The sequence below is a fragment of the Pricia antarctica genome (assembly GCF_900101815.1).
In the GTDB taxonomy this organism is placed as follows: Bacteria; Bacteroidota; Bacteroidia; order Flavobacteriales; family Flavobacteriaceae; genus Pricia; species Pricia antarctica.
Genome location: NZ_FNAO01000009.1, coordinates 94,144 through 113,381, shown reverse-complemented (window position 1 = coordinate 113,381; position 19,238 = coordinate 94,144). Strand labels below are relative to the sequence as shown.

The 19,238-nt window shown below is 45.3% G+C and carries 20 protein-coding genes; 11 read left to right on the top strand and 9 right to left on the bottom strand.

The genetic code is table 11. The features are described 5' to 3' along the window. Positions 1-125 precede the first annotated feature (125 nt). Positions 126-575, top strand: coding sequence for a 3-oxoacyl-ACP synthase (locus BLT07_RS17630; RefSeq protein ID WP_091872694.1), 450 nt, complete (start codon positions 126-128; stop codon positions 573-575). Between the two features lie 43 nt (positions 576-618). Here BLT07_RS17630 and BLT07_RS17625 read toward each other — a convergent pair whose 3' ends face one another. After that, positions 619-1,077 (bottom strand): COG2426 family protein, encoded by a 459-nt coding sequence (locus tag BLT07_RS17625; protein WP_091872690.1) that lies wholly within the window; start codon positions 1,075-1,077, stop codon positions 619-621. 198 nt (positions 1,078-1,275) lie between these two features. On the opposite strand from BLT07_RS17625, the gene BLT07_RS17620 reads away from it, so the two are divergent. Continuing rightward, positions 1,276-1,788: a PAS domain-containing protein gene (locus BLT07_RS17620; RefSeq protein ID WP_091872687.1), complete on the top strand. Its 513-nt coding sequence runs from the start codon at positions 1,276-1,278 to the stop codon at positions 1,786-1,788. A gap of 126 nt (positions 1,789-1,914) precedes the next feature. On the opposite strand, the gene pyk is transcribed toward BLT07_RS17620, so the two are convergent. The 5 genes from pyk to BLT07_RS17595 form a co-directional block, all read right to left on the bottom strand. Continuing rightward, complete coding sequence (gene pyk, locus BLT07_RS17615; RefSeq protein WP_091872682.1) at positions 1,915-3,357, bottom strand: pyruvate kinase; 1,443 nt, start codon at positions 3,355-3,357, stop codon at positions 1,915-1,917. A gap of 4 nt (positions 3,358-3,361) precedes the next feature. Continuing rightward, the gene (locus tag BLT07_RS17610; RefSeq protein WP_245726585.1) at positions 3,362-3,898 is read right to left on the bottom strand and encodes an IPExxxVDY family protein; all 537 of its coding nucleotides are present in this window, start codon (positions 3,896-3,898) and stop codon (positions 3,362-3,364) included. Positions 3,899-3,913: 15 nt separating this feature from the next. Beyond that, positions 3,914-4,651 carry a ribonuclease III gene (gene rnc / locus BLT07_RS17605; RefSeq protein WP_091872678.1) on the bottom strand — a complete coding sequence of 246 codons (738 nt, stop codon included), beginning with the start codon at positions 4,649-4,651 and terminating at the stop codon, positions 3,914-3,916. 5 nt (positions 4,652-4,656) lie between these two features. After that, complete coding sequence (gene fabF / locus BLT07_RS17600; RefSeq protein ID WP_091872674.1) at positions 4,657-5,910, bottom strand: beta-ketoacyl-ACP synthase II; 1,254 nt, start codon at positions 5,908-5,910, stop codon at positions 4,657-4,659. Positions 5,911-6,003: 93 nt separating this feature from the next. Further along, entirely contained in the window at positions 6,004-6,237 is a 234-nt protein-coding gene (locus tag BLT07_RS17595) for an acyl carrier protein (protein WP_008269813.1), read from the bottom strand. A gap of 370 nt (positions 6,238-6,607) precedes the next feature. On the opposite strand from BLT07_RS17595, the gene purN reads away from it, so the two are divergent. The 8 genes from purN to BLT07_RS17555 all read left to right on the top strand — a co-directional run bounded on the left by purN (position 6,608) and on the right by BLT07_RS17555 (position 16,094). Continuing rightward, positions 6,608-7,192, top strand: a complete 585-nt coding sequence (gene purN / locus BLT07_RS17590) for a phosphoribosylglycinamide formyltransferase (RefSeq protein ID WP_091872671.1) — start codon at positions 6,608-6,610, stop codon at positions 7,190-7,192. Between the two features lie 121 nt (positions 7,193-7,313). Continuing rightward, on the top strand, positions 7,314-7,949 hold the full coding sequence (locus BLT07_RS17585) for a ribonuclease H1 domain-containing protein (protein WP_091872667.1): 636 nt from the start codon (positions 7,314-7,316) through the stop codon (positions 7,947-7,949). A gap of 133 nt (positions 7,950-8,082) precedes the next feature. Further along, positions 8,083-9,102 (top strand): phenylalanine--tRNA ligase subunit alpha, encoded by a 1,020-nt coding sequence (gene pheS / locus BLT07_RS17580; RefSeq protein ID WP_091872665.1) that lies wholly within the window; start codon positions 8,083-8,085, stop codon positions 9,100-9,102. Between the two features lie 84 nt (positions 9,103-9,186). Next, on the top strand, positions 9,187-9,582 hold the full coding sequence (locus tag BLT07_RS17575) for a hypothetical protein (RefSeq protein ID WP_091872661.1): 396 nt from the start codon (positions 9,187-9,189) through the stop codon (positions 9,580-9,582). A 203-nt stretch (positions 9,583-9,785) separates the two neighbouring features. Further along, positions 9,786-10,286, top strand: a complete 501-nt coding sequence (locus tag BLT07_RS17570) for a GbsR/MarR family transcriptional regulator (protein ID WP_091873043.1) — start codon at positions 9,786-9,788, stop codon at positions 10,284-10,286. Positions 10,287-10,299: 13 nt separating this feature from the next. After that, positions 10,300-11,442, top strand: a complete 1,143-nt coding sequence (locus tag BLT07_RS17565) for an efflux RND transporter periplasmic adaptor subunit (protein ID WP_091872659.1) — start codon at positions 10,300-10,302, stop codon at positions 11,440-11,442. Positions 11,443-11,463: 21 nt separating this feature from the next. After that, on the top strand, positions 11,464-14,667 hold the full coding sequence (locus tag BLT07_RS17560) for an efflux RND transporter permease subunit (protein WP_091872656.1): 3,204 nt from the start codon (positions 11,464-11,466) through the stop codon (positions 14,665-14,667). Positions 14,668-14,696: 29 nt separating this feature from the next. Beyond that, the gene (locus tag BLT07_RS17555; protein ID WP_091872654.1) at positions 14,697-16,094 is read left to right on the top strand and encodes an efflux transporter outer membrane subunit; all 1,398 of its coding nucleotides are present in this window, start codon (positions 14,697-14,699) and stop codon (positions 16,092-16,094) included. Between the two features lie 48 nt (positions 16,095-16,142). Here the strand turns inward: BLT07_RS17555 and BLT07_RS17550 are convergent, their stop codons facing one another. After that, positions 16,143-16,619 carry a CYTH domain-containing protein gene (locus BLT07_RS17550; protein WP_091872651.1) on the bottom strand — a complete coding sequence of 159 codons (477 nt, stop codon included), beginning with the start codon at positions 16,617-16,619 and terminating at the stop codon, positions 16,143-16,145. 87 nt (positions 16,620-16,706) lie between these two features. On the opposite strand from BLT07_RS17550, the gene dinB reads away from it, so the two are divergent. Then, a complete protein-coding gene (gene dinB, locus BLT07_RS17545) occupies positions 16,707-17,807 on the top strand; it encodes a DNA polymerase IV (protein ID WP_091872647.1) in 1,101 nt (366 codons plus the stop codon). 7 nt (positions 17,808-17,814) lie between these two features. Here dinB and arfB read toward each other — a convergent pair whose 3' ends face one another. Next, on the bottom strand, positions 17,815-18,219 hold the full coding sequence (arfB, locus tag BLT07_RS17540) for an alternative ribosome rescue aminoacyl-tRNA hydrolase ArfB (protein WP_091872644.1): 405 nt from the start codon (positions 18,217-18,219) through the stop codon (positions 17,815-17,817). Further along, positions 18,219-19,202: an ABC transporter ATP-binding protein gene (locus tag BLT07_RS17535; RefSeq protein WP_091872639.1), complete on the bottom strand. Its 984-nt coding sequence runs from the start codon at positions 19,200-19,202 to the stop codon at positions 18,219-18,221. The genes arfB and BLT07_RS17535 overlap by 1 nt, the downstream gene beginning before the upstream one ends. Positions 19,203-19,238: the final 36 nt, after the last annotated feature.

The window sequence follows — 19,238 nt, the reverse complement described above, 5'->3', positions numbered from 1 at the left end:
GATTTTGAAATCGACAAGTATGTTGTCATGGTATTTAAGGGTGCAGACCTTTACTTTCTCGTTGGAGGCTCGGGGTCAAATGTGAAACGGGAACTCTATTAGACCCGTGAGATTAAAATCAAAACATGCCATCAAAACAAATCCTCTTCAACTATTGCCAAACCTTCATCGAGGGCCGTATAAGCCGTATCCAAAAAAACATTCGCGATATACAGGAATCCCTTGCCTCGGAAACCAAGAGTAGTGCAGGCGACAAGCACGAAACCGCTCGAGCGATGCTGCAACTGGAACGTGAAAGGCTAGGGCAACAGCTCGCGGAAGCCGAAAGAACGAAACAAGTGCTGTTGAAAGTACCTTTTGAAAAAGCTTCACAAATCGCTGGTTTGGGCAGTTGGGTCAAGACCTCGAAAGCCGATTATTTTTTGGCTATTTCTGCAGGACAATTTGAAGATGATAGTAGTAACGTATTCTGTATTTCTGCCGATACGCCTATAGGACGTTTATTGCTTGGAAAATCAGCTGGTGATACTTTCCTATTTCATAATACTATCACAGAGATTTTAAGTGTGCACTAGTGTTGAGTTAAAGCCGAAATAGAGCATAAGGCAATCGTGTATTTTACGACATGCCTTTAATCGAGGCCAAGGTGGCCAACCAAATAATGACCGAAGAGAAGAAAATACCTATGGCATTCGCCCAAAATGCTTTCTGCTTTTCAATTTTAAATAGATAGGTGACGATACTACCCGCATAGACACCGGTACCTGGTAAAGGAATCATGACGAACAGAATGAGCCCCCAAAACCCGAAACGCTGTATTTTCGCTCCCGATCCGGTCTTTGCCCTTCTCGCAACGAAGATGGCCGATTTTTTATAAAAGACCCAGCGCAGAAAATAGCTATTTATCTTTTCAAGAAAGAACATCATCATGGGGAACACCAACAGATTGGCCAAAAAGCAGACTATAAACACAAGATAAATGTTATGACCCTTCAGCAAACCGTAGGGGATACCTACCTTGGCCTCCCCAAAGGGAGACAGGCTCCAAAGTACCGCAATGATCAAATCTACTAGCATAGGTAATTTAGAATACGCAAAAATACCACTACACTCAGGCAAAATACGCTGTTAAATCACAAAAAAGAATTAAAAGGACGGGTTTAAACGGACAATAATACTGTTAATCGAAGTCTCATATTTGTTAAACAAAGTTAGTTTGCGTAGTATTGATGGATTTATAGCTATTTTTACAATTAATCCAACCAAGAAGATTTCATGAAAGAGTATGATAACGCTGCATATCGATATTACAGTGCATTGGATCTGAAGAGTCTGCCCCTTATGTCGTGGGATATTTATGGACTATATTTTGATAATCTTTGCAAAAATCACGATGATGTCATTGCTTTACTGCGTTTGTCCGAAGACAACAAATGGTCGTACACCTCAAAGTTCAATGAAGCCTTATTACAGAAAGAGCAGGTCATTCTGGTTACGGATACCCAACTGAATATTGTACATGCCACAAATAACATAGTTCACATGAACGGTTATTCTCCTCATGAAATTCTGGGCAAAAGACCGAAAATGTTCCAAGGCAAAGAAACGAGTGAAAAGACCGCGGGACAAATTCGAAAAGCGGTAGAAAACCGAAAACCGTTCGAGGCTGTAATCCTAAATTATAGAAAAGACGGAAGCGCCTATAATTGCTGGATTACGGGCGAACCTATATTCGACACTAGCGGTGAACTGGTAAATTTCATTGCCTACGAAAAAGAGGTCGCTTAAGAAATCCCAAGTACCAATTTCCAAATTCCAAAACTGGAAATTTTAAGCTCTTGGTGTAAATTGAAGTTACGTTATGCGTAATATCAAACTTTCTTTACTTGGTTTTTTTATTTCTTTTCCCTGATTTTAAAAATCATCGCTCTCTATTTCGGTAACTCTCAAGGTGTTGACCATTCCCTTGTCCTTAATGGGCATTGCCGCTAAGCTGATGAGCATATCTCCGATTTCTAAAAATCCTTTTTGACAGGCGATTCGATTCACATCTTCGATGGTCTCGTCCGTAGAGACGTATCGGTCATAATAAAAGGCTTTTACCCCCCATAGTAGGTTTAATTGCGTCAATATCCGCTTGTTGGAGGTAAAGACCAAGATATGGGCGCTAGGCCGCCAAGCGGAAATTTGAAATGCCGTATATCCGCTATTGGTAAGTGTAGATATCGCTTTGGCCTTGATTTCATTGGCCATGATGGCAGCGTGATAGCAGACTGATTTGGTGATATAGCGTTTCGTACGAATATGTGGCGGGTCATGAGGTACATGAATGAGCTCCGAATTTTCGACACTCTGTAAAATGCTTGTCATTTTCTCGATCACTTCAACTGGGTAGTTGCCAACCGAAGTCTCGCCCGATAACATTACGGCATCGGCACCGTCCATAACAGAGTTGGCTACGTCATTTACCTCGGCTCTGGTAGGCGTAAGGCTTGTAATCATAGTTTCCATCATCTGGGTGGCGATAATGACGGGAATCCTGGCTTTTTTCGCCGTGAGCACCAAATGTTTTTGAATAAGCGGAACTTCTTGGGCGGGCACTTCGACACCAAGATCGCCGCGAGCTACCATCAATCCGTCGCAATAGGCTACAATCTTATCAATGTTTTGGACAGCCTCAGGTTTTTCGATTTTTGCGATGATCGGAATCTTATGCTCCGAATGTTGGCTTATGATATTTTGAAGATCGATAAGGTCTTGACTGAAGCGTACAAATGAAAGGGCCATCCAATCTACGTTCTGGGAAACTGCGAATTCGGCATCTTTGATATCCTTTTCGGTCAATGCCGGTAGCGATATGTTGGTATTGGGTAAATTGACCCCTTTTTTTGATTTCAACGGGCCGCCCTGAACAACTTTTGCCTTCACCTCTGACTTGCCATCCGTAGAAACCACCTCGAAAATCAGTTTTCCATCGTCCAATAAGATACGTTCACCCGACTTCACATCCTGAGGAAAGGTGGCGTAGTTCATATACACCCTTTCGGAGTTGCCCTCGAAGGGTTTACCGGTCACAAAGGTTATCTCGTCGCCCGGTGCTACGACTACTTCGCCGGCCATGACGCCCACTCGCAACTTAGGACCCTGCAAGTCGGCCAAAATTGAAGTATTGCTGCCTAATTCTTCGTTAAGTTCCCGAATCATCTTGATGCGGGCGGTTACATCATCGTAATTGGCATGCGAAAAATTAATGCGGAATACGTCTACACCGGCTTCGATCATTTTGCGAAGCACTTCTTTCGTGCTGGTAGCTGGCCCTAGGGTGGCAACTATCTTCGTCTTTTTTTGTACTGGCATTGCTTTAAAAAATTAAATTATTTTTAGATTTCAGTTTTTGGGTTTCCACAGTATAGGCCGTAATCACTTTGGATATGGTGAGTAACCTTGTGGTGATTTTTTCGTTCTCTGCCTGGCGATGGCTTTCCGAACCGTCTTGTTCTATCTTTAAAAAATAATCGACTTCGCGATATTCCGAAATCATATGGTAATTTCGGTAGGATGGTTCTTCCTTAAAAAAACCATTTTCTGCCACCACGTCTTGACTTATTCCCTTGTTGGTAAAGAAAGTCCAATATCGGTCGTTCAAGTCATCCTTCCATTCAAAGATTGGAATCGTTACTCGAGCGGAAATATCGAGATCTCTCCGCCGTCTTTTAAAGTTGGATTTCAGCGCAAGGTTGAGGGCATACCCCAATGCGAAGTCTTCAAGACTGGTATGTAGGGCAATAAGGTCGAAGGAATCTTCATACAAATCTTCCGTAAGTTTGTGTACTGCTGCCATCAGGGTGGAAACCGCAAATATAAGATTTTTTAAGGCAATGCCCACATCGCTTTTCATCAAACGCCATATTGCTCACGATTTCCCCATCTTGTCCTGTAACGCATAATAGGCCCGTTTCGACGCTTTCTCCTCGGCCTTCTTTTTTGACGTAGCCCGTGCCTTTGCAACAATCTGGTCTTCTATGGTCAGCTTAACGGCAAAGTGCTTCAGGGCGTCTTTGCCCGTGTCGTCGTATACCTCGTAATCAAATGATTTTTTTTGTTTCTGGCACCACTCAATAATCAAACTTTTATAGCTGATGACCTTGCCCTCAAGCTGTTCGATATCTACATAAGGGGCTATCACTTTTTCATGAATGAATTTCTGGCAGTAGTTATAGCCCCGATCCATATAAATCGCCCCTACCAGTGCTTCGAAGACATTACCATGTATGTTGTCACCAAAATTCGATTTAGGTATCCGGCTTTTCACGAAATCGATAAGCCCCAGATCTTTACCCAATTGGTTCAAATGTTTACGGCTAACGATTTTTGACCGCATTTTCGTCAGATAACCTTCGTCACCTTCCGGAACTTCGATGAAAAGATGTCGTGAGATAATGGTGCCGAGCATCGAATCGCCCAGAAACTCTAAACGCTCGTAGTTCATAGGGATTCCATCCTCGTCCTTTTCGTTGGCGGACCGATGTAAGAAGGCCTTTTGGTAGCAATCTAATTTTTTCGGTTTAAAACCGAGGATTTTGGTCATCCCTATAAAAAAATCCCCATCCTTTTTAGAATGGGAACCGAATATTTTGGATGAAAACCCCATGGAATTTACTGGCTAATTTTTTTAAATATCACACACGCGTTGTGGCCGCCAAATCCGAAGGTATTGCTCAAAGCTACATTGACCTCTCGTTTTTGCGCTTCGTTAAGGGTTAGGTTTAACCTCGGGTCAATATTTTCATCGACCGTTGTATGGTTGATGGTCGGCGGTACGATACTATGTTTCATGGCCAAAATGGAGGCGATGGCCTCAATGGCACCTGCGGCACCCAACAAATGTCCGGTCATCGATTTGGTGGAATTAATATTGATATCCGGTGCATGGTCTCCGAAAACCTCTACAATGGCCTTTAGTTCGGCAACGTCACCTAAGGGGGTTGAGGTTCCGTGTGTGTTTATGGCATCGACATCCTCAGGTTTCAGTCCCGCATCGCGTAGGCAATTTTTCATGACCTGTACTACTCCGATGCCATCGGGGTGGGGTGCTGTCATGTGATAGGCATCGCTTGAAAGTCCACCGCCGGCTACTTCGGCATATATTTTGGCACCTCTGGCCTTGGCGTGTTCAAATTCTTCCAAGATCAGAGCTCCTGCCCCTTCTCCTAAAACAAAGCCGTCTCGGGTTGCATCAAATGGCCTGGATGCCGTTTCGGGACTGTCGTTTCTGGTACTTAGGGCATGCATGGCTCCAAAACCGCCCATGCCGGCAATAGTTACCGCTGCCTCGCTGCCACCGGTGACAATCACGTCACAATGTCCCAAACGAATATAGTTCAGGGCGTCGATCATGGCATTCGCGGCAGATGCGCAGGCGGAGACCGTAGTATAGTTCGGCCCCATGAAGCCGTGCTTGATCGAAATATGGCCCGGAGCGATATCCGCAATCATTTTTGGGATAAAGAAAGGATTGAAACGCGGCGTACCGTCACCGTTGGCAAAGTTCATTACCTCGTTCTGAAAGGTTTCCAGACCTCCGATACCGGCGCCCCAGATGACTCCGACCCTGAATTTATCAACTACGTTCAAGTCTAATTTTGAATCTGCTATAGCTTCGTCGGATGAAACGAGCGCATATTGTGCAAAACGATCCAATTTCCGTGCTTCCTTGCGATCAAAATGATCCTCAGGATTGAAATTTTTCAGTTCACAGGCGAATTTGACCTTGAATTTTTCGGTATCATAATAGGTCACGGGAGCAGAACCGCTCTTGCCGTTTTTTAAAGCTTCCCAATATTCATCGATATTGTTGCCGATAGGCGTTAAGGCGCCCAGCCCGGTAACCACAACTCGCTTTAACTCCATTGGACTTGGTTTTGGTTGTAAATTAAAAAAAAATATCCATGCGATAGAGGTACCGCATGGATATTTTAGGATTTCTTCAAGAAATCATAAAAATTACTTCGCTTCTTCTATATAACTGATAGCTTGGCCTACGGTTGCGATATTCTCGGCTTGATCATCAGGGATCTGAATATCAAATTCCTTTTCGAATTCCATGATTAATTCCACGGTATCCAAAGAATCTGCCCCGAGGTCGTTCGTAAAGCTAGCTTCGGTTACCACTTCGTTTTCATCAACACCCAATTTATCAACGATGATAGCTTTTACTCTTGATGCAATGTCTGACATAATAATATTGGTTTTAAAATTTTAATTGATGGCAAAAGTAAAAAACTTTGACGTAATAATACTATTTGCAGTTAAAATGTATGGTAATTTAATGAATTAAAGGATATGATGGATGGTTTAAGCTTAAAAAAATTGATAGTGCTTACGGTTGGTAGTCGCCCTAAAGCGATTTAACCCTTCGACTTGGGTTCGAGAAGTGTTCAAGTCGACAGATCGTGATAGGGGTTATATGAATTTTGACCGTTAGATTCTTTTGAAATCTTACTTGCTGGCGGATTAGCGGACAAGTTGGACTTTTAATTTGGAATTTTAACCCAATTGTAGGTATTTTGCCTTCATCCTAAACACAGACGTTAATCCCCTATTTTTCTTGAAAACTAAAAACATCGTTCTTCTCGCCTCCGGTTCCGGTTCTAACGTTGAAAATATTGTACGCTATTTTCAGGATAGGCCCGAGGTTGCCATTTCTGCCGTTTTGACCAATAAAAAGGATGCGAAAGTGCTGGATAGGTGTGACAGCCTTGCAATCAGTGGATTATATTTTAATAGGACATCCTTTTACGATAATGATTGCATACTGGATGTTTTAGAAGCTTTTCATCCCGATTTAATCGTGCTCGCCGGATTTCTTTGGAAAATCCCGGAAAAAATTATCCGGGCTTTTCCGAACAAAATCATCAATATCCACCCTGCCCTGTTACCTAAATATGGGGGTAAAGGGATGTATGGCAACAAAGTTCATCAAGCCGTGAAGGCGAACGGGGATGCCGAAACGGGTATTACCATTCATTACGTTAACGAGAACTATGACGAGGGAGCCATCATTCATCAATCAAAAACAAGGATAGAAGCAGAAGATGATGTAGAGCGCATCACCCAAAAAATCCGGGAATTGGAGTTTGCCCATTTTCCAAAAGTCATCGAGCAACTTTTGGTGGGAGATCCGATAGAATGAAGTTGTAAAGTGGAAAGGATGTATTCGGGAAGTGGGCAGAACGTGTTGTTGCGAGCTCTTTAGCCGTCGCTTTTTCTTCTTGCCACATCCATTTGAAAACAAACACGATTTTTAGATGTCAATGGCCAAAAAACAAAAATTCTATACCGTTTGGAAAGGCAAACGCCCCGGCATCTATGATACTTGGAAAGATTGCAAGGCGGCGATTAACGGCTATGCAGGCGCGCAATACAAATCATTCCCCACTTTTGCCGCCGCCAAAAAGGCCTACAATGGCAATTATGATGATTATAAGGGGAAGAAAAAGGGAGAACCCTCGCTCACCGCAGAGCAGCTGCTCAAATACGGAGCCCCCAATTACCATTCCATCTCCGTTGACGCCGCTTCCAGTGGAAACCCGGGGGTGATGGAGTACCAAGGCGTCGACACAAAAACAGGAAAAAAACTGTTCCATCAAGGTCCTTTCGCGCACGGCACCAACAACATCGGTGAATTTTTGGCCCTCGTACATGGTCTCGCCTTCCTCAAACAAAAAAACAGTGACCGCATCATCTACACCGATTCCCGCACCGCCATGAGCTGGGTACGCAAACGCACATGCAACACGAAACTTAAGGAAACCGATAAGAACAAGGCGCTCTTCGAATTGGTTCGCCGTGCCCTCGAATGGCTAAAGAACAATTCGTACAATACACCTATTGTTAAATGGGAGACGAAAGCCTGGGGCGAGATTCCGGCGGATTTTGGCCGTAAATAATTCTAGAATCTATAGGATTACGGGATATTAAGATTGTTTTCCTTAATCTATGGATTTTAAATCTTACTAGCATGCGGATCAACTTTGTCAAAGTTGCGGCAAAGAACTAAATTTGCCATCATATCAAGCTACCATGATCGATACGCTAAAAAAACACATCGTTGAAGTAGAAGCTTTTAAGACCGATTCGAAGGAAGCTGTTGAAGCCTTCCGCATCAAATATTTGGGTAAAAAGGGCCTCCTTAACGATTTTTTCGCCGAATTCAAGAACGTGCCCAATGACCAGAAAAAGGAGTTCGGCCAGACCATCAATGAACTCAAGACCTTGGCCGCCGAAAAGGTCAATACGCTCAAAGAGGCGTTGGAGAATGAAACCGATTTCAGCCCAATCTACGGCGATCTGACACGGCCGGGCGAACCCATAGAATTAGGGGCGCGGCATCCTATTTCCATAGTAAAGAACCAAATCATAGAAATTTTTTCAAGGATAGGCTTCAACGTTTCCGAAGGGCCTGAAATTGAAGACGACTGGCATAATTTTACAGCGCTGAATCTTCCGGAGCACCATCCGGCAAGGGATATGCAGGATACTTTTTTCGTGCAGACCGACCCCGACATCCTCTTACGTACGCATACTTCGTCCGTTCAGGTGCGATATATGGAGAACAACCAACCGCCCATTCGTACCATATCTCCCGGAAGGGTATATAGAAACGAGGCCATTTCGGCGCGTTCGCACTGTTTTTTCCATCAAGTGGAGGGGCTTTATATTGACAAAGAGGTATCCTTTGCCGACCTGAAACAGACGCTACAGTTCTTTACGACAGAACTTTTTGGAAAATCCAAGATCCGCCTACGCCCCTCCTATTTCCCTTTTACAGAACCCAGCGCAGAGGTCGATGTATATTGGGGTTTGGAAACCGAGACCGATTACCGCATGACCAAGGGCACCGGATGGCTTGAGATTATGGGCTGTGGCATGGTCGATCCCAACGTGCTTGACAACTGTGGCATCGATTCCGAAACCTATTCGGGATTTGCCTTTGGTATGGGCATCGACCGAATCGCCCTTTTGCTGCACCAGATTTCGGATATCCGTCTACTCAGCGAGAACGATGTTCGGTTTCTGGAGCAATTTAGGAGCGCATTGTAAATCCATTTGAACTGCGAAAGGCTGGATTCCTATGCTAAACGGAAGTTTTTGCTGTCATTTAAATCGTAAGTGCAAACAGGAATTATGAAAAAAGATATCGAGATACCCATTGCCAAAGACGTTCATGTGGCTCTCATCCATGAATGTAACGATGAATTTCTTTCAAAGGATTGGAATGCTTATCTCATCAACGGCAGAAATGCGGCCATTGATATGGTACTGGTAGTTTCCAAAGGTTTTGATAGGGATAGAAAAACTTCCACCATGCGCCACGGTATGGGATCAATTGGGCCAAAATCCTTTAAAAAGATAGAATTGGTCCCGGAAGATGTACTTGCGCTGAATAATGAATTCTTTGTTACTTTCTTTGCTGATGACAAGCTGTACGAAAAACGGTTCGTATTTCCCAAGAATTCTGTCAAACAGAGCACTATTAAATCCATACCTGTCATTGAAAAGGACGGTATTTTACCAAAGTGACAATACTTCAAGGCCTTAACGATTAATTAACTTCTAGGGGCAAATTCATCATTCTGCACATCGTAATTTTGCCAAATTAATCTGAACTGATGGCGCAAGTATAAACTCCCGTATCAATTAACACAACATTGGGTCAGATTAGTTCGGTTTTGACCGAACTAATAATAAATTTGCCTCCCGAAAAATGCGGTTTCCTGGTCATTATGAAAGATTTGTTACAAAAAAAAGAACGGTTGATAGAACGCTTGGGTGTGTATCTGGAATGTAGGGACCAATTGGCCCCACTTGCCGCACGTATTGTAGCTACTTTGATACTGACGGGAAAACAGGGGGTCACCTTTGACGAACTTGTAGCTAACCTTGGCGCCAGCAAAAGCACCATCTCCACACATTTGAACAACTTACAGCACACCGGTCGTGTTACCTATTTTACCAAGGCGGGCGATCGTAAGAAATATTTTATTAAGAGTCTCGACTATTTGGTCCGTTATCTGGATAAGATGATCGAAAATTGGGATCGCGAGAAAAAATTGCATGTAGAGATGGTTAATTACAAACAGGAAATAACCGATCATTCGGATGCGACCGACGAAGTTATTTTAGATTTAGCATTCCATAAAAAATATTTGACTTTTTTAGAACAGGCCATTAGTTCTATGAAAGACATCCGCAGGGATCATACGAACGAAGCCAACAACGATTAATCTTAAAATTGAAATGAAAAAAATTATACACTTCCGTCTGGCCTTATTACTGGTTGCCATTTTATCTTTAACCGGATGCGGAAACGGAGTTCAGGAACAGAAACCGGGTGGAGCAGAGCAAAACCAACAGACCCCCACCTTTTCCGTCACCGAAATCCCGTTAAAAACACTAACTGCCTACAACACTTACCCGGCCAGTATCGAGGGCATCATAAACAGTGAGGTCAGGGCCAAGGTCAGCGGTTACATTACCGACGTTCTGGTAGATGAAGGCCAAAAGGTGCGACGTGGACAGACCCTTTTTAAGTTGGAAACCCAATCGCTCAGCCAAGATGCTGCAGCGGCTGAGGCGAACGTGAACGCCGCCCAAGTTGAGTTAAACAAGCTAAAGCCTTTGGTCGAAAAGAATATTATCAGCGAAGTACAGATGGAGACCGCAAAGGCCAAACTTCAGCAGGCCAAAAGCGGGTATAGCAGTATTGCCGCCAATATCGACTATGCGAATATCAAGAGCCCCGTTGACGGTTACGTAGGCGAGATACGCCTTCGCAAGGGTTCGTTGGTGAGTCCTGGCAACCAAACGCCCCTCACCAGGGTATCGGATATAAGTAAGGTGTATGCATATTTTTCAATGAACGAAAGAGACTATATCGAATTTCTGCGGAGCACCGAAGGTGAGAGTATTGCGGAAGTTATAAAGAAATTACCCAAGGTACAGTTGGTCTTGCCCGACGGTAGTATCTATGAAAAGGAAGGGACTGTCGAAACCATAAATTCCCAGGTAAACGCGCAAACGGGCACCATTTCCTTCCGAGCTATTTTCGAGAATCCGAACCGACTGTTAACCAATGGGAACAGCGGAAAGATCCGAGTACCAAAGACCTATACCGATGCCGTGGTCGTGCCCAAAACGGCTACTTTTGAACGTCAGGGAAGCACATATGTTTATAAAGTGGGCGAAGATAGTTTGGCGACCGCGACCCAAATAGAGATTGAAAAGGAAGTAGAGAACCTATATGTCGTTAGTTCAGGACTAAAAAAGGATGATCGTATCGTAGGAAAGGGCGTGGCCAAACTTAGGGGGGAGACCAAAATCAATCCACAAGAAACCCCTTTTGACAGCATTGCCAAACCCTTAGAAACCGTATTCCGATAACCGGCCCAGAATCAGAAAACTATGCTAAAAACATTTATAGAACGGCCCGTACTCTCCACGGTTATATCCATCATAATCGTCATTCTGGGTATTTTAGGGGTAACGACTTTGCCCATCACCCAATATCCCGATATCGCACCTCCGACCATTCAGGTAAGTGCGACCTACCCTGGTGCAAATGCGGAAACGATTTTGGAAAGTGTGGTCATTCCTTTAGAGGAACAGATCAATGGGGTCGAGGGGATGACCTATCTTACTTCAACAGCTACCAATAGCGGTACCGCTACAATCCAGGTTTTTTTCGATCAAGATGTAGATGCGGATATTGCCGCGGTAAATGTGCAGAACCGGGTAGCACGGGCCAATCCGCTTTTGCCACAGGCCGTACTACAGACCGGGGTCACTACCCAAAAACAGCAGAGCAGTGCACTGATGTTCTTGTCCGTTTACAGCAGCAACAAGGATTATGACGATACCTATATTCAAAACTACTTAAAAATCAATGTTATACCTGAGCTACAACGTGTAAATGGGGTGGGTGACGTCAATGTTTTCGGGGGCAAGGATTATGCAATGCGTATTTGGCTTCGACCGGAAAAATTGGCTGCCTATAACCTGATTCCCTCCGATGTTACGGCAGCCCTGCGCGAACAGAGCCTTGAGGCGGCCGCTGGAGCCCTTGGGGAAAACAATGGGGAAGCTTTCTCATATACGATTAAATATGGGGGCAGGTTCAAGACCGAGGCCCAATATAGCGATATCGTAATCAAGGCTTTGGGGGACGGTGATTTTCTTAGGCTTAGTGATGTTGCCGATATTGAATTAGGTGCCCAATCCTATTCTGGAAGTTCGGTGACCAAAGGCTATCCTGCGGTAAGTATGGGTATTTTTCAGACCAAGGGATCCAATGCGCGTGAAATCATTACAGAGGTTAAAAAGGTACTGGAGGGTGTTAAGGAAGAGTTACCCAAAGGCATGGACATCTTCATTCCTTATGATACGAACAATTTCTTGAACGCTTCCATCGAAAAAGTGGTCACTACGCTTGTGGAGGCTTTTTTATTGGTGTTTTTAGTGGTCTTTATCTTTTTACAGGATTTTCGTTCTACCCTAATTCCCGCTATTGCAGTGCCTGTATCTATCATTGGCACGTTTTTCTTTTTGAACCTTTTCGGATATTCTATTAACTTATTGACCCTCTTTGCGCTGGTTTTGGCCATCGGTATTGTGGTAGATGATGCCATCGTGGTGGTCGAGGCCGTACATGCCAAGATCGATGAAGGTGAAGAAAATCCGAAAAGGGCAAGTTTAAATGCCATGAATGAAATTTCGGGGGCCATTATTTCTATCACCTTGGTGATGGCGGCTGTTTTTATACCGGTTACCTTCGTACAAGGGCCTACGGGAGTTTTCTATGAACAGTTCGGGGTCACGCTGATTGTAGCTATCGTAATTTCGGCGGTGAACGCGCTGACGTTGAGTCCCGCCCTGTGTGCCCTGTTTTTAAAAGGACACGATGAAAAGGAGAACTCAAAAGGAAAAAAACCCGGTTTTGTTCAGCGTTTTTTTGCAGGATTTAACCGCGGCTTTAATGCAACGGTAAAAAAGTACGGCAAGTCGGTACATTTTCTGTACCGGCACAAATGGATTACCGCCGCTATTTTGATTGTAGCAGGTGCAGGTATTTGGTGGTCGTCATCGACCTTGAAAACGGGTTTTGTACCCGATGAAGACCGAGGTATCATCTTCTTGAACGTCGAACTTCCGGCGGGTGCTTCTATTGATCGGACGCATCAGGTGAACCAGAAACTCTATGAAGGCCTTATAAAAATCCCTGGTGTTCAGGCCGGTACGGTGGTCGAGGGCAGGAGTTTTCTGGGTGGTGCGGGCAGCAACTTCGGCCTTGGGTTCATTCGGTTGGAGGATTGGGACGAACGCGATGCGGATTCCCTTTCCATTGAAACGATAACGAGTAAAATGTTCGGTGTCGCCGCGCAGATTCCCGAGGCGAACATCGTTTTTTTCGCGCCGCCCAGTATCCCCGGTTTCGGTAGTTCTGCGGGGGTGGAAGTGAACTTGCTCGACCGTTCAGGAGGTACTTTCGAAGATCTCGATGCCACCAATCAGGAATTTATAGGAAAATTGAGCCAACGACCGGAAATTCAATATGCCCAGTCGTCTTTCAATACAAGATATCCACAATATGAGCTGGAGCTTAATGTACCGCTTGCCAAAGAACTGGGGGTCTCCATTAGTAGTATCTTTTCGACCCTACAGGGCTATATCGGTAGCATTTTTGCATCGGATTTTTCCCGTTTCGGCAAACAATATCGCGTATACGTGCAGGCACTTCCTCAGGATCGTGCCGACAAATCGGCGCTTGACCAGCTCTACGTGCGCACCCAAAGTGGCGAGATGACCCCCATAACGCAGTTTGTCAACCTAAAGCGGGTATACGGGCCACAATCGGTGACCCGGTTCAACCTGTTCAATTCTACCACCGTCACGGCCGCGACCAAGCCCGGATACAGTTCCGGTGATGCCATCAAGGCCGTTCAAGAAGTGGCCAGCGAGCTGCCTGGTAATTACTCCACCGCTTATTCCGGACTTACCCGTGAAGAGGTGAACGCCGGTAACCAGACGACGACCATATTTATGTTGTCGATTTTATTCGTCTATTTTTTACTAGCAGCGCAGTATGAGAGCTACCTGCTGCCCTTTTCTATACTGCTGTCCTTGCCTCTGGGTGTTTTTGGGGCCTACATTACCACACAGCTTACCGGACTGCAGAACAACATTTATTTTCAGATCGCCCTGATTATGCTGCTCGGGCTGTTGGCCAAGAACGCTATCTTAATTGTGGAATTTGCCATACAAAGACGCCGTAACGGCGAATCTTTACTGGATGCGGCCATTAATGGCGCAGAAGCCCGGCTACGGCCCATCCTCATGACTTCCTTTGCTTTTATCCTTGGGTTAATGCCTCTGGTATTGGCCAGTGGCGTGGGCGCCAAAGGAAACCGATCAATCGGGACTGGCGCGGTCGGTGGATTACTTATTGGTACGATTTTAGGCATATTCGTAATCCCTATCCTATTTATACTTTTCCAATGGCTGCAGGAAAAAATATCGGGGGCGCCTGAAGCGGCCACCGAAAGTTCAAGTGCAAGCACTAGTTCAAATCTGCCTGCCGTTGAGTCCGGTTCAAAAGGCTTGACCGAGTAACAAATAATACAAAATCAATATAATACGGTATGAAGATCAACAGCCTGTATCGATTCCTTTTTATAACAGTGCTCCCCCTATTGCTGGTGTCCTGTTTTGCGGCCAAGACCTACGAACGGCCGGAAGTGGTGACCGAGGCCAATTTCCGAACAGACAACTTGCCGCAGGATAGCCTGACCATGGCTACCGTACCTTGGACAGCAATGTTTACCGACCCTACCTTACAAGACTATATCGAAGAGGGTTTGGCGGAAAATATCGATATCCGCATCGCTCTACAGCGTATTTTGGCAGCCGAGGCCTATGTCAAACAGGGCAAAGCGGGATTTCTGCCTACTTTGCAAGGTTCTACCCAATATAGCCATCAAGAACTTTCGGGTAACAGCCAGTTTGGGGGCCAGTTCAATACGTTGGATCAATATCAGGTAAGCGCGGGGCTATCATGGGAGGCCGATATCTGGGGAAAGATACGCAGTAATAAACGGGCTTTCCAGGCCACTTACCTGCAGAGCGTGGCGGCACATCAGGCAGTAAAGACCGATCTCATCGCCAATATCGCAACCCTATATTATCAGTTGTTGTCATTGGACGAACAGGTGCGGATCACTGAAGAAACCGTCCGGACCCGTAAAAACTCGCTAGAAACTACCCAGGCCCTCAAGGAAGCCGGAACCCTTACCGCAGTGGCCGTAAAGCAGACCGAGGCACAGTACTACACCGCCCAAGGTATTCTGATCGATCTCAACAACCAGTCCCGTTTGGTCGAAAATACCTTGTCCATTTTATTGGGAAAGGAGCCTGGCGACATACAACGCACCACTTTGGATACCCAGGAGATTACGACCGAACTGAACGTGGGCGTTCCAATTCAATTGGTGCGAAACCGCCCCGATGTCATGGCGGCGGAATACGATCTGGTCAATGCGTTCGAACTGACCAATGTGGCCCGCAGCGATTTTTATCCCTCATTGACCCTGGACGCCACGGGGGGATTACAAAGTCTCGATTTTAGCGATCTTTTTGATTCCACCTCCCTTTTTGCCAGTATCATGTCAGGTCTTACCCAGCCCATTTTCAACGGTAGAAAAATTCGTACCCAATACGAGGTCTCTCAGGCCCAGCAGGAAGAAGCCCGGTTGAGTTTTAGGCGGGCTATTCTGACCGCCAGTAAAGAGGTGTCCGACGCCTTGTTCGGTTATCAGGCGGCCACGGCTAAAATTGACGTCAAGAACAAGGAGTACGATGCCTATTCGACCGCGACAGAATATTCCGAGCAGTTGTTGAACAACGGTCTGGCCAACTATTTAGAAGTGCTCAATGCACGCGAAAATGCCCTGCGTTCGAGCCTTGACCTGATCGATGCGCGCTTCAGCCAATTACAGTCAATAGTTAACCTGTACGAGGCCGTTGGCGGGGGATGGCAGTGATGTTAAAATTCCAAATTCCAAGCACCAAATTTCAAAATGTTTTGAAGGTCAATCCTTGTCCCAAAGCTGGAAAGGGTTTTTGCTCAATTGCGAATTGTAGTACTTGACATCTCCGGTAACTTCGTCGCCTAGCCAACCGGGTTTATCGAAAGTTTCTTCCTCGGATGTTAGTTCCACCTCGGCAAGGATCAAGCCTGTGTTTTGGCCATGAAACTCGTCCACCTCAAAAACATGCTTGCCTACGGGGATTTCGTAGCGAGTTTTTTCCAGAACACCTTCCTCGCAGAGTTCTAGCATCGCTTGAGCGTCCGCTACCGTGATTTCTTTTTCCCATTCGAAACGTGAAGTGCCCGATTCGTTGGATTTTCCCTTGACGGTCAAAAAACCGGTATCGCCTTTGATTCGTATTCGAACCGTCCGTTCGGGATGGGTATTTAAAAAACCTTGTTCTATTCTTTCTTTGGATGTGGCCTTTTGTTTGAACTTTGCGGAGGTCACCAAAAATTTACGCTCTATTTCAATCATTTGTGTTGAATTTGTTTCAGTATCCGTTTTCGCTGAAAATGGACGGGGCCTTACCGATCAACACTAAGATAAGCCTTAAATTTGCATATGGACAACGATTTCCCGATGCGAAAGATCATCCATGTCGATATGGATGCCTTCTACGCCTCCGTAGAACAATTGGATAATCCTGAATTACGGGGAAAGCCCATCGCCGTTGGTGGAAGTTCGCAGCGCGGCGTCGTGGCAGCGGCAAGCTATGAAGCGAGAAAATTCGGGGTGCGCAGTGCCATGAGCAGCGTTTTGGCGAAACGCAATTGTCCCGAATTGATTTTTGTAAAGGCCCGATTCGACCGCTACAAGGAAATCTCGAAACAGATCCGGAATGTATTTTATGAGTATACCGACTTGGTGGAGCCCCTTTCTTTGGACGAGGCCTATCTTGATGTGACCGTCAACAAGAAAGGAAATCCATCCGCAACCTTGATCGCCAAGGAAATCCGCCAAAGGATTTTGGAGGAAACGGGACTAAACGCATCCGCGGGCATTTCCGTCAACAAGTTTATTGCCAAGGTCGCCAGTGATATCAACAAACCGAACGGACAGAAAACCGTCAATCCCGAAGAGGTTCTTGGTTTTTTAGAGGATTTGGATATCCGAAAATTCTATGGGGTAGGGAAGGTCACCGCTGAAAAGATGTACGGCTTGGGTATTTTTACTGGGAAGGATTTGAAGGAAAGGCCATTGGAGTTTCTCGCGGAGAAATTCGGAAAAAGCGGCAGTTACTATTACCAAGTCGTTCGCGGGATACATAACAGCGAGGTAAAACCGCATCGCATTCCAAAATCGGTGGGGGCGGAGCGAACGTTCAGCGAAAATTTGAGCAGCGAAATCTTTATGCTCGAACGCTTGGAACATATCGCCGAAGAACTGGAGCGCCGGCTCAAAAAATCGAAAATCGCCGGCAAGACCGTTACCCTAAAAATAAAGTACAGCGATTTTACGCTGAACACCCGCAGCAAAACGATATCCTATTTTATTGCCGATAAAAATCTGATTCTTGAAACCGCCAAAGAGCTGCTGTACCAAGAAGAGCTTCAGAATTCCGTGCGACTGTTAGGCATTTCATTGGCCAATCTGAATACGGGGGATAAAAAGGAGAAACGCAGGGAGGAACCGGTTTTGGTGCAGTTGAAATTTGATTTTTGAATACAATTTATCGTATATCCGGTCGCTGCCGACGCGCCTTCTTTTCCGCATTCTTCTTCTTCGATTTCAACCGCTTCTCTATCGCAGATCTCTTGGGTTTTGTCTTTCTACGTATTTTAGGCACAACTAACCCTGTTCGCATCGTTTCCATAAACCGTTTGATGACCAGGTCTTTGTTTCTGTGCTGGCTGCGGGTCTCGTCGCAAGATAAAAGCAGTATATTTTCCTTGGTCAGTTTACTGCCGAGTTTTTGATAGCAGCGTTCCTTTTCATTGGAGGAAAGGCCTAGTGAATTTTCGACGTCGAAACTTAGTTCGACCTTGGTAGAAACCTTGTTCACATTTTGCCCGCCCGCACCTCCGCTTCTAACGGCCTTAAAATCTAACTCCTGTATGACTATCGTTTTGTTCATTATAACGTGTCGGTCATCCTTTGGTTGATGGTCTCGATGGAAATGTTCAGAAAAACCACCTTGCCGCTTTCAAAGGGCGTGTGGTGGTGAAAATAGATATCCTGTCCGTCATAAACACCGACAATCATAAAGTAATTGCCCATGTAGTAGGCACTTTTTACCACAACTTCGAGTCCTGATCGGCCTGAAACCTTGAATTCATGAGCGTATACGATAATGCGTCGTTTGGTATCGGCATAGGATTTTACAATGTTAATGGGAATTTTATTGGCCTCGCCGAACAATGAGGCGATATATAGATCTTTGGGATGTTCATAAAGATTCTTGGGCGTACCCTTGGCGATAATATAACGATCCCTTAGCACGACGACCCGGTCGGCAAAGGGAAGCATATCGTTGTGGTCGTGGGTGGCGGTCAACACGGTTATTTTTTTACGTTTCAGATATCCGAAAAGGTTTCGCCGTAGGTCGTTCTTACGAAAATTATCGATGTGGCTAAAGGGTTCGTCGAGCAACAAAATTTCCGGTTCTTGCGCAAGTACGCGACCTAGGGCCACCCGCTGCTGCTGGCCGCCACTTAGATATCGGACCTTGGTGTCGGCGAAATCCGTCATTCCCAACATCTCCAAAAGTTCAAGGCTGCGCGCTTTCATTTCTTGGGGTTCGAATACGGAAAGAAATTCGCTGATGTTCTCCTTGACCGTGGTGTAGGGCATCAGGTCAAAATCTTGGGAGAGGTATTTCATGTAAGTCTCCCCGGGCACCAAATTGTGCAGGGGACCTAGTACTTGTGTATCGTTCCAATACACTTCACCTACCTCGAGGTGCAACAAACCATAAATAATCTTCAACAGGGTACTTTTTCCGCAACCGCTCTCTCCGATTATGGAAACATGTTCGCCCTTGGCCACTTTGAGGTTGATATTCTCCAATACAGGAATATGGGTATTATAGGCAAAGGAAACATGGTCAACGTGTAGCATACTAGGGTGTTCTGGAACAATTATTAATCCGTCAGT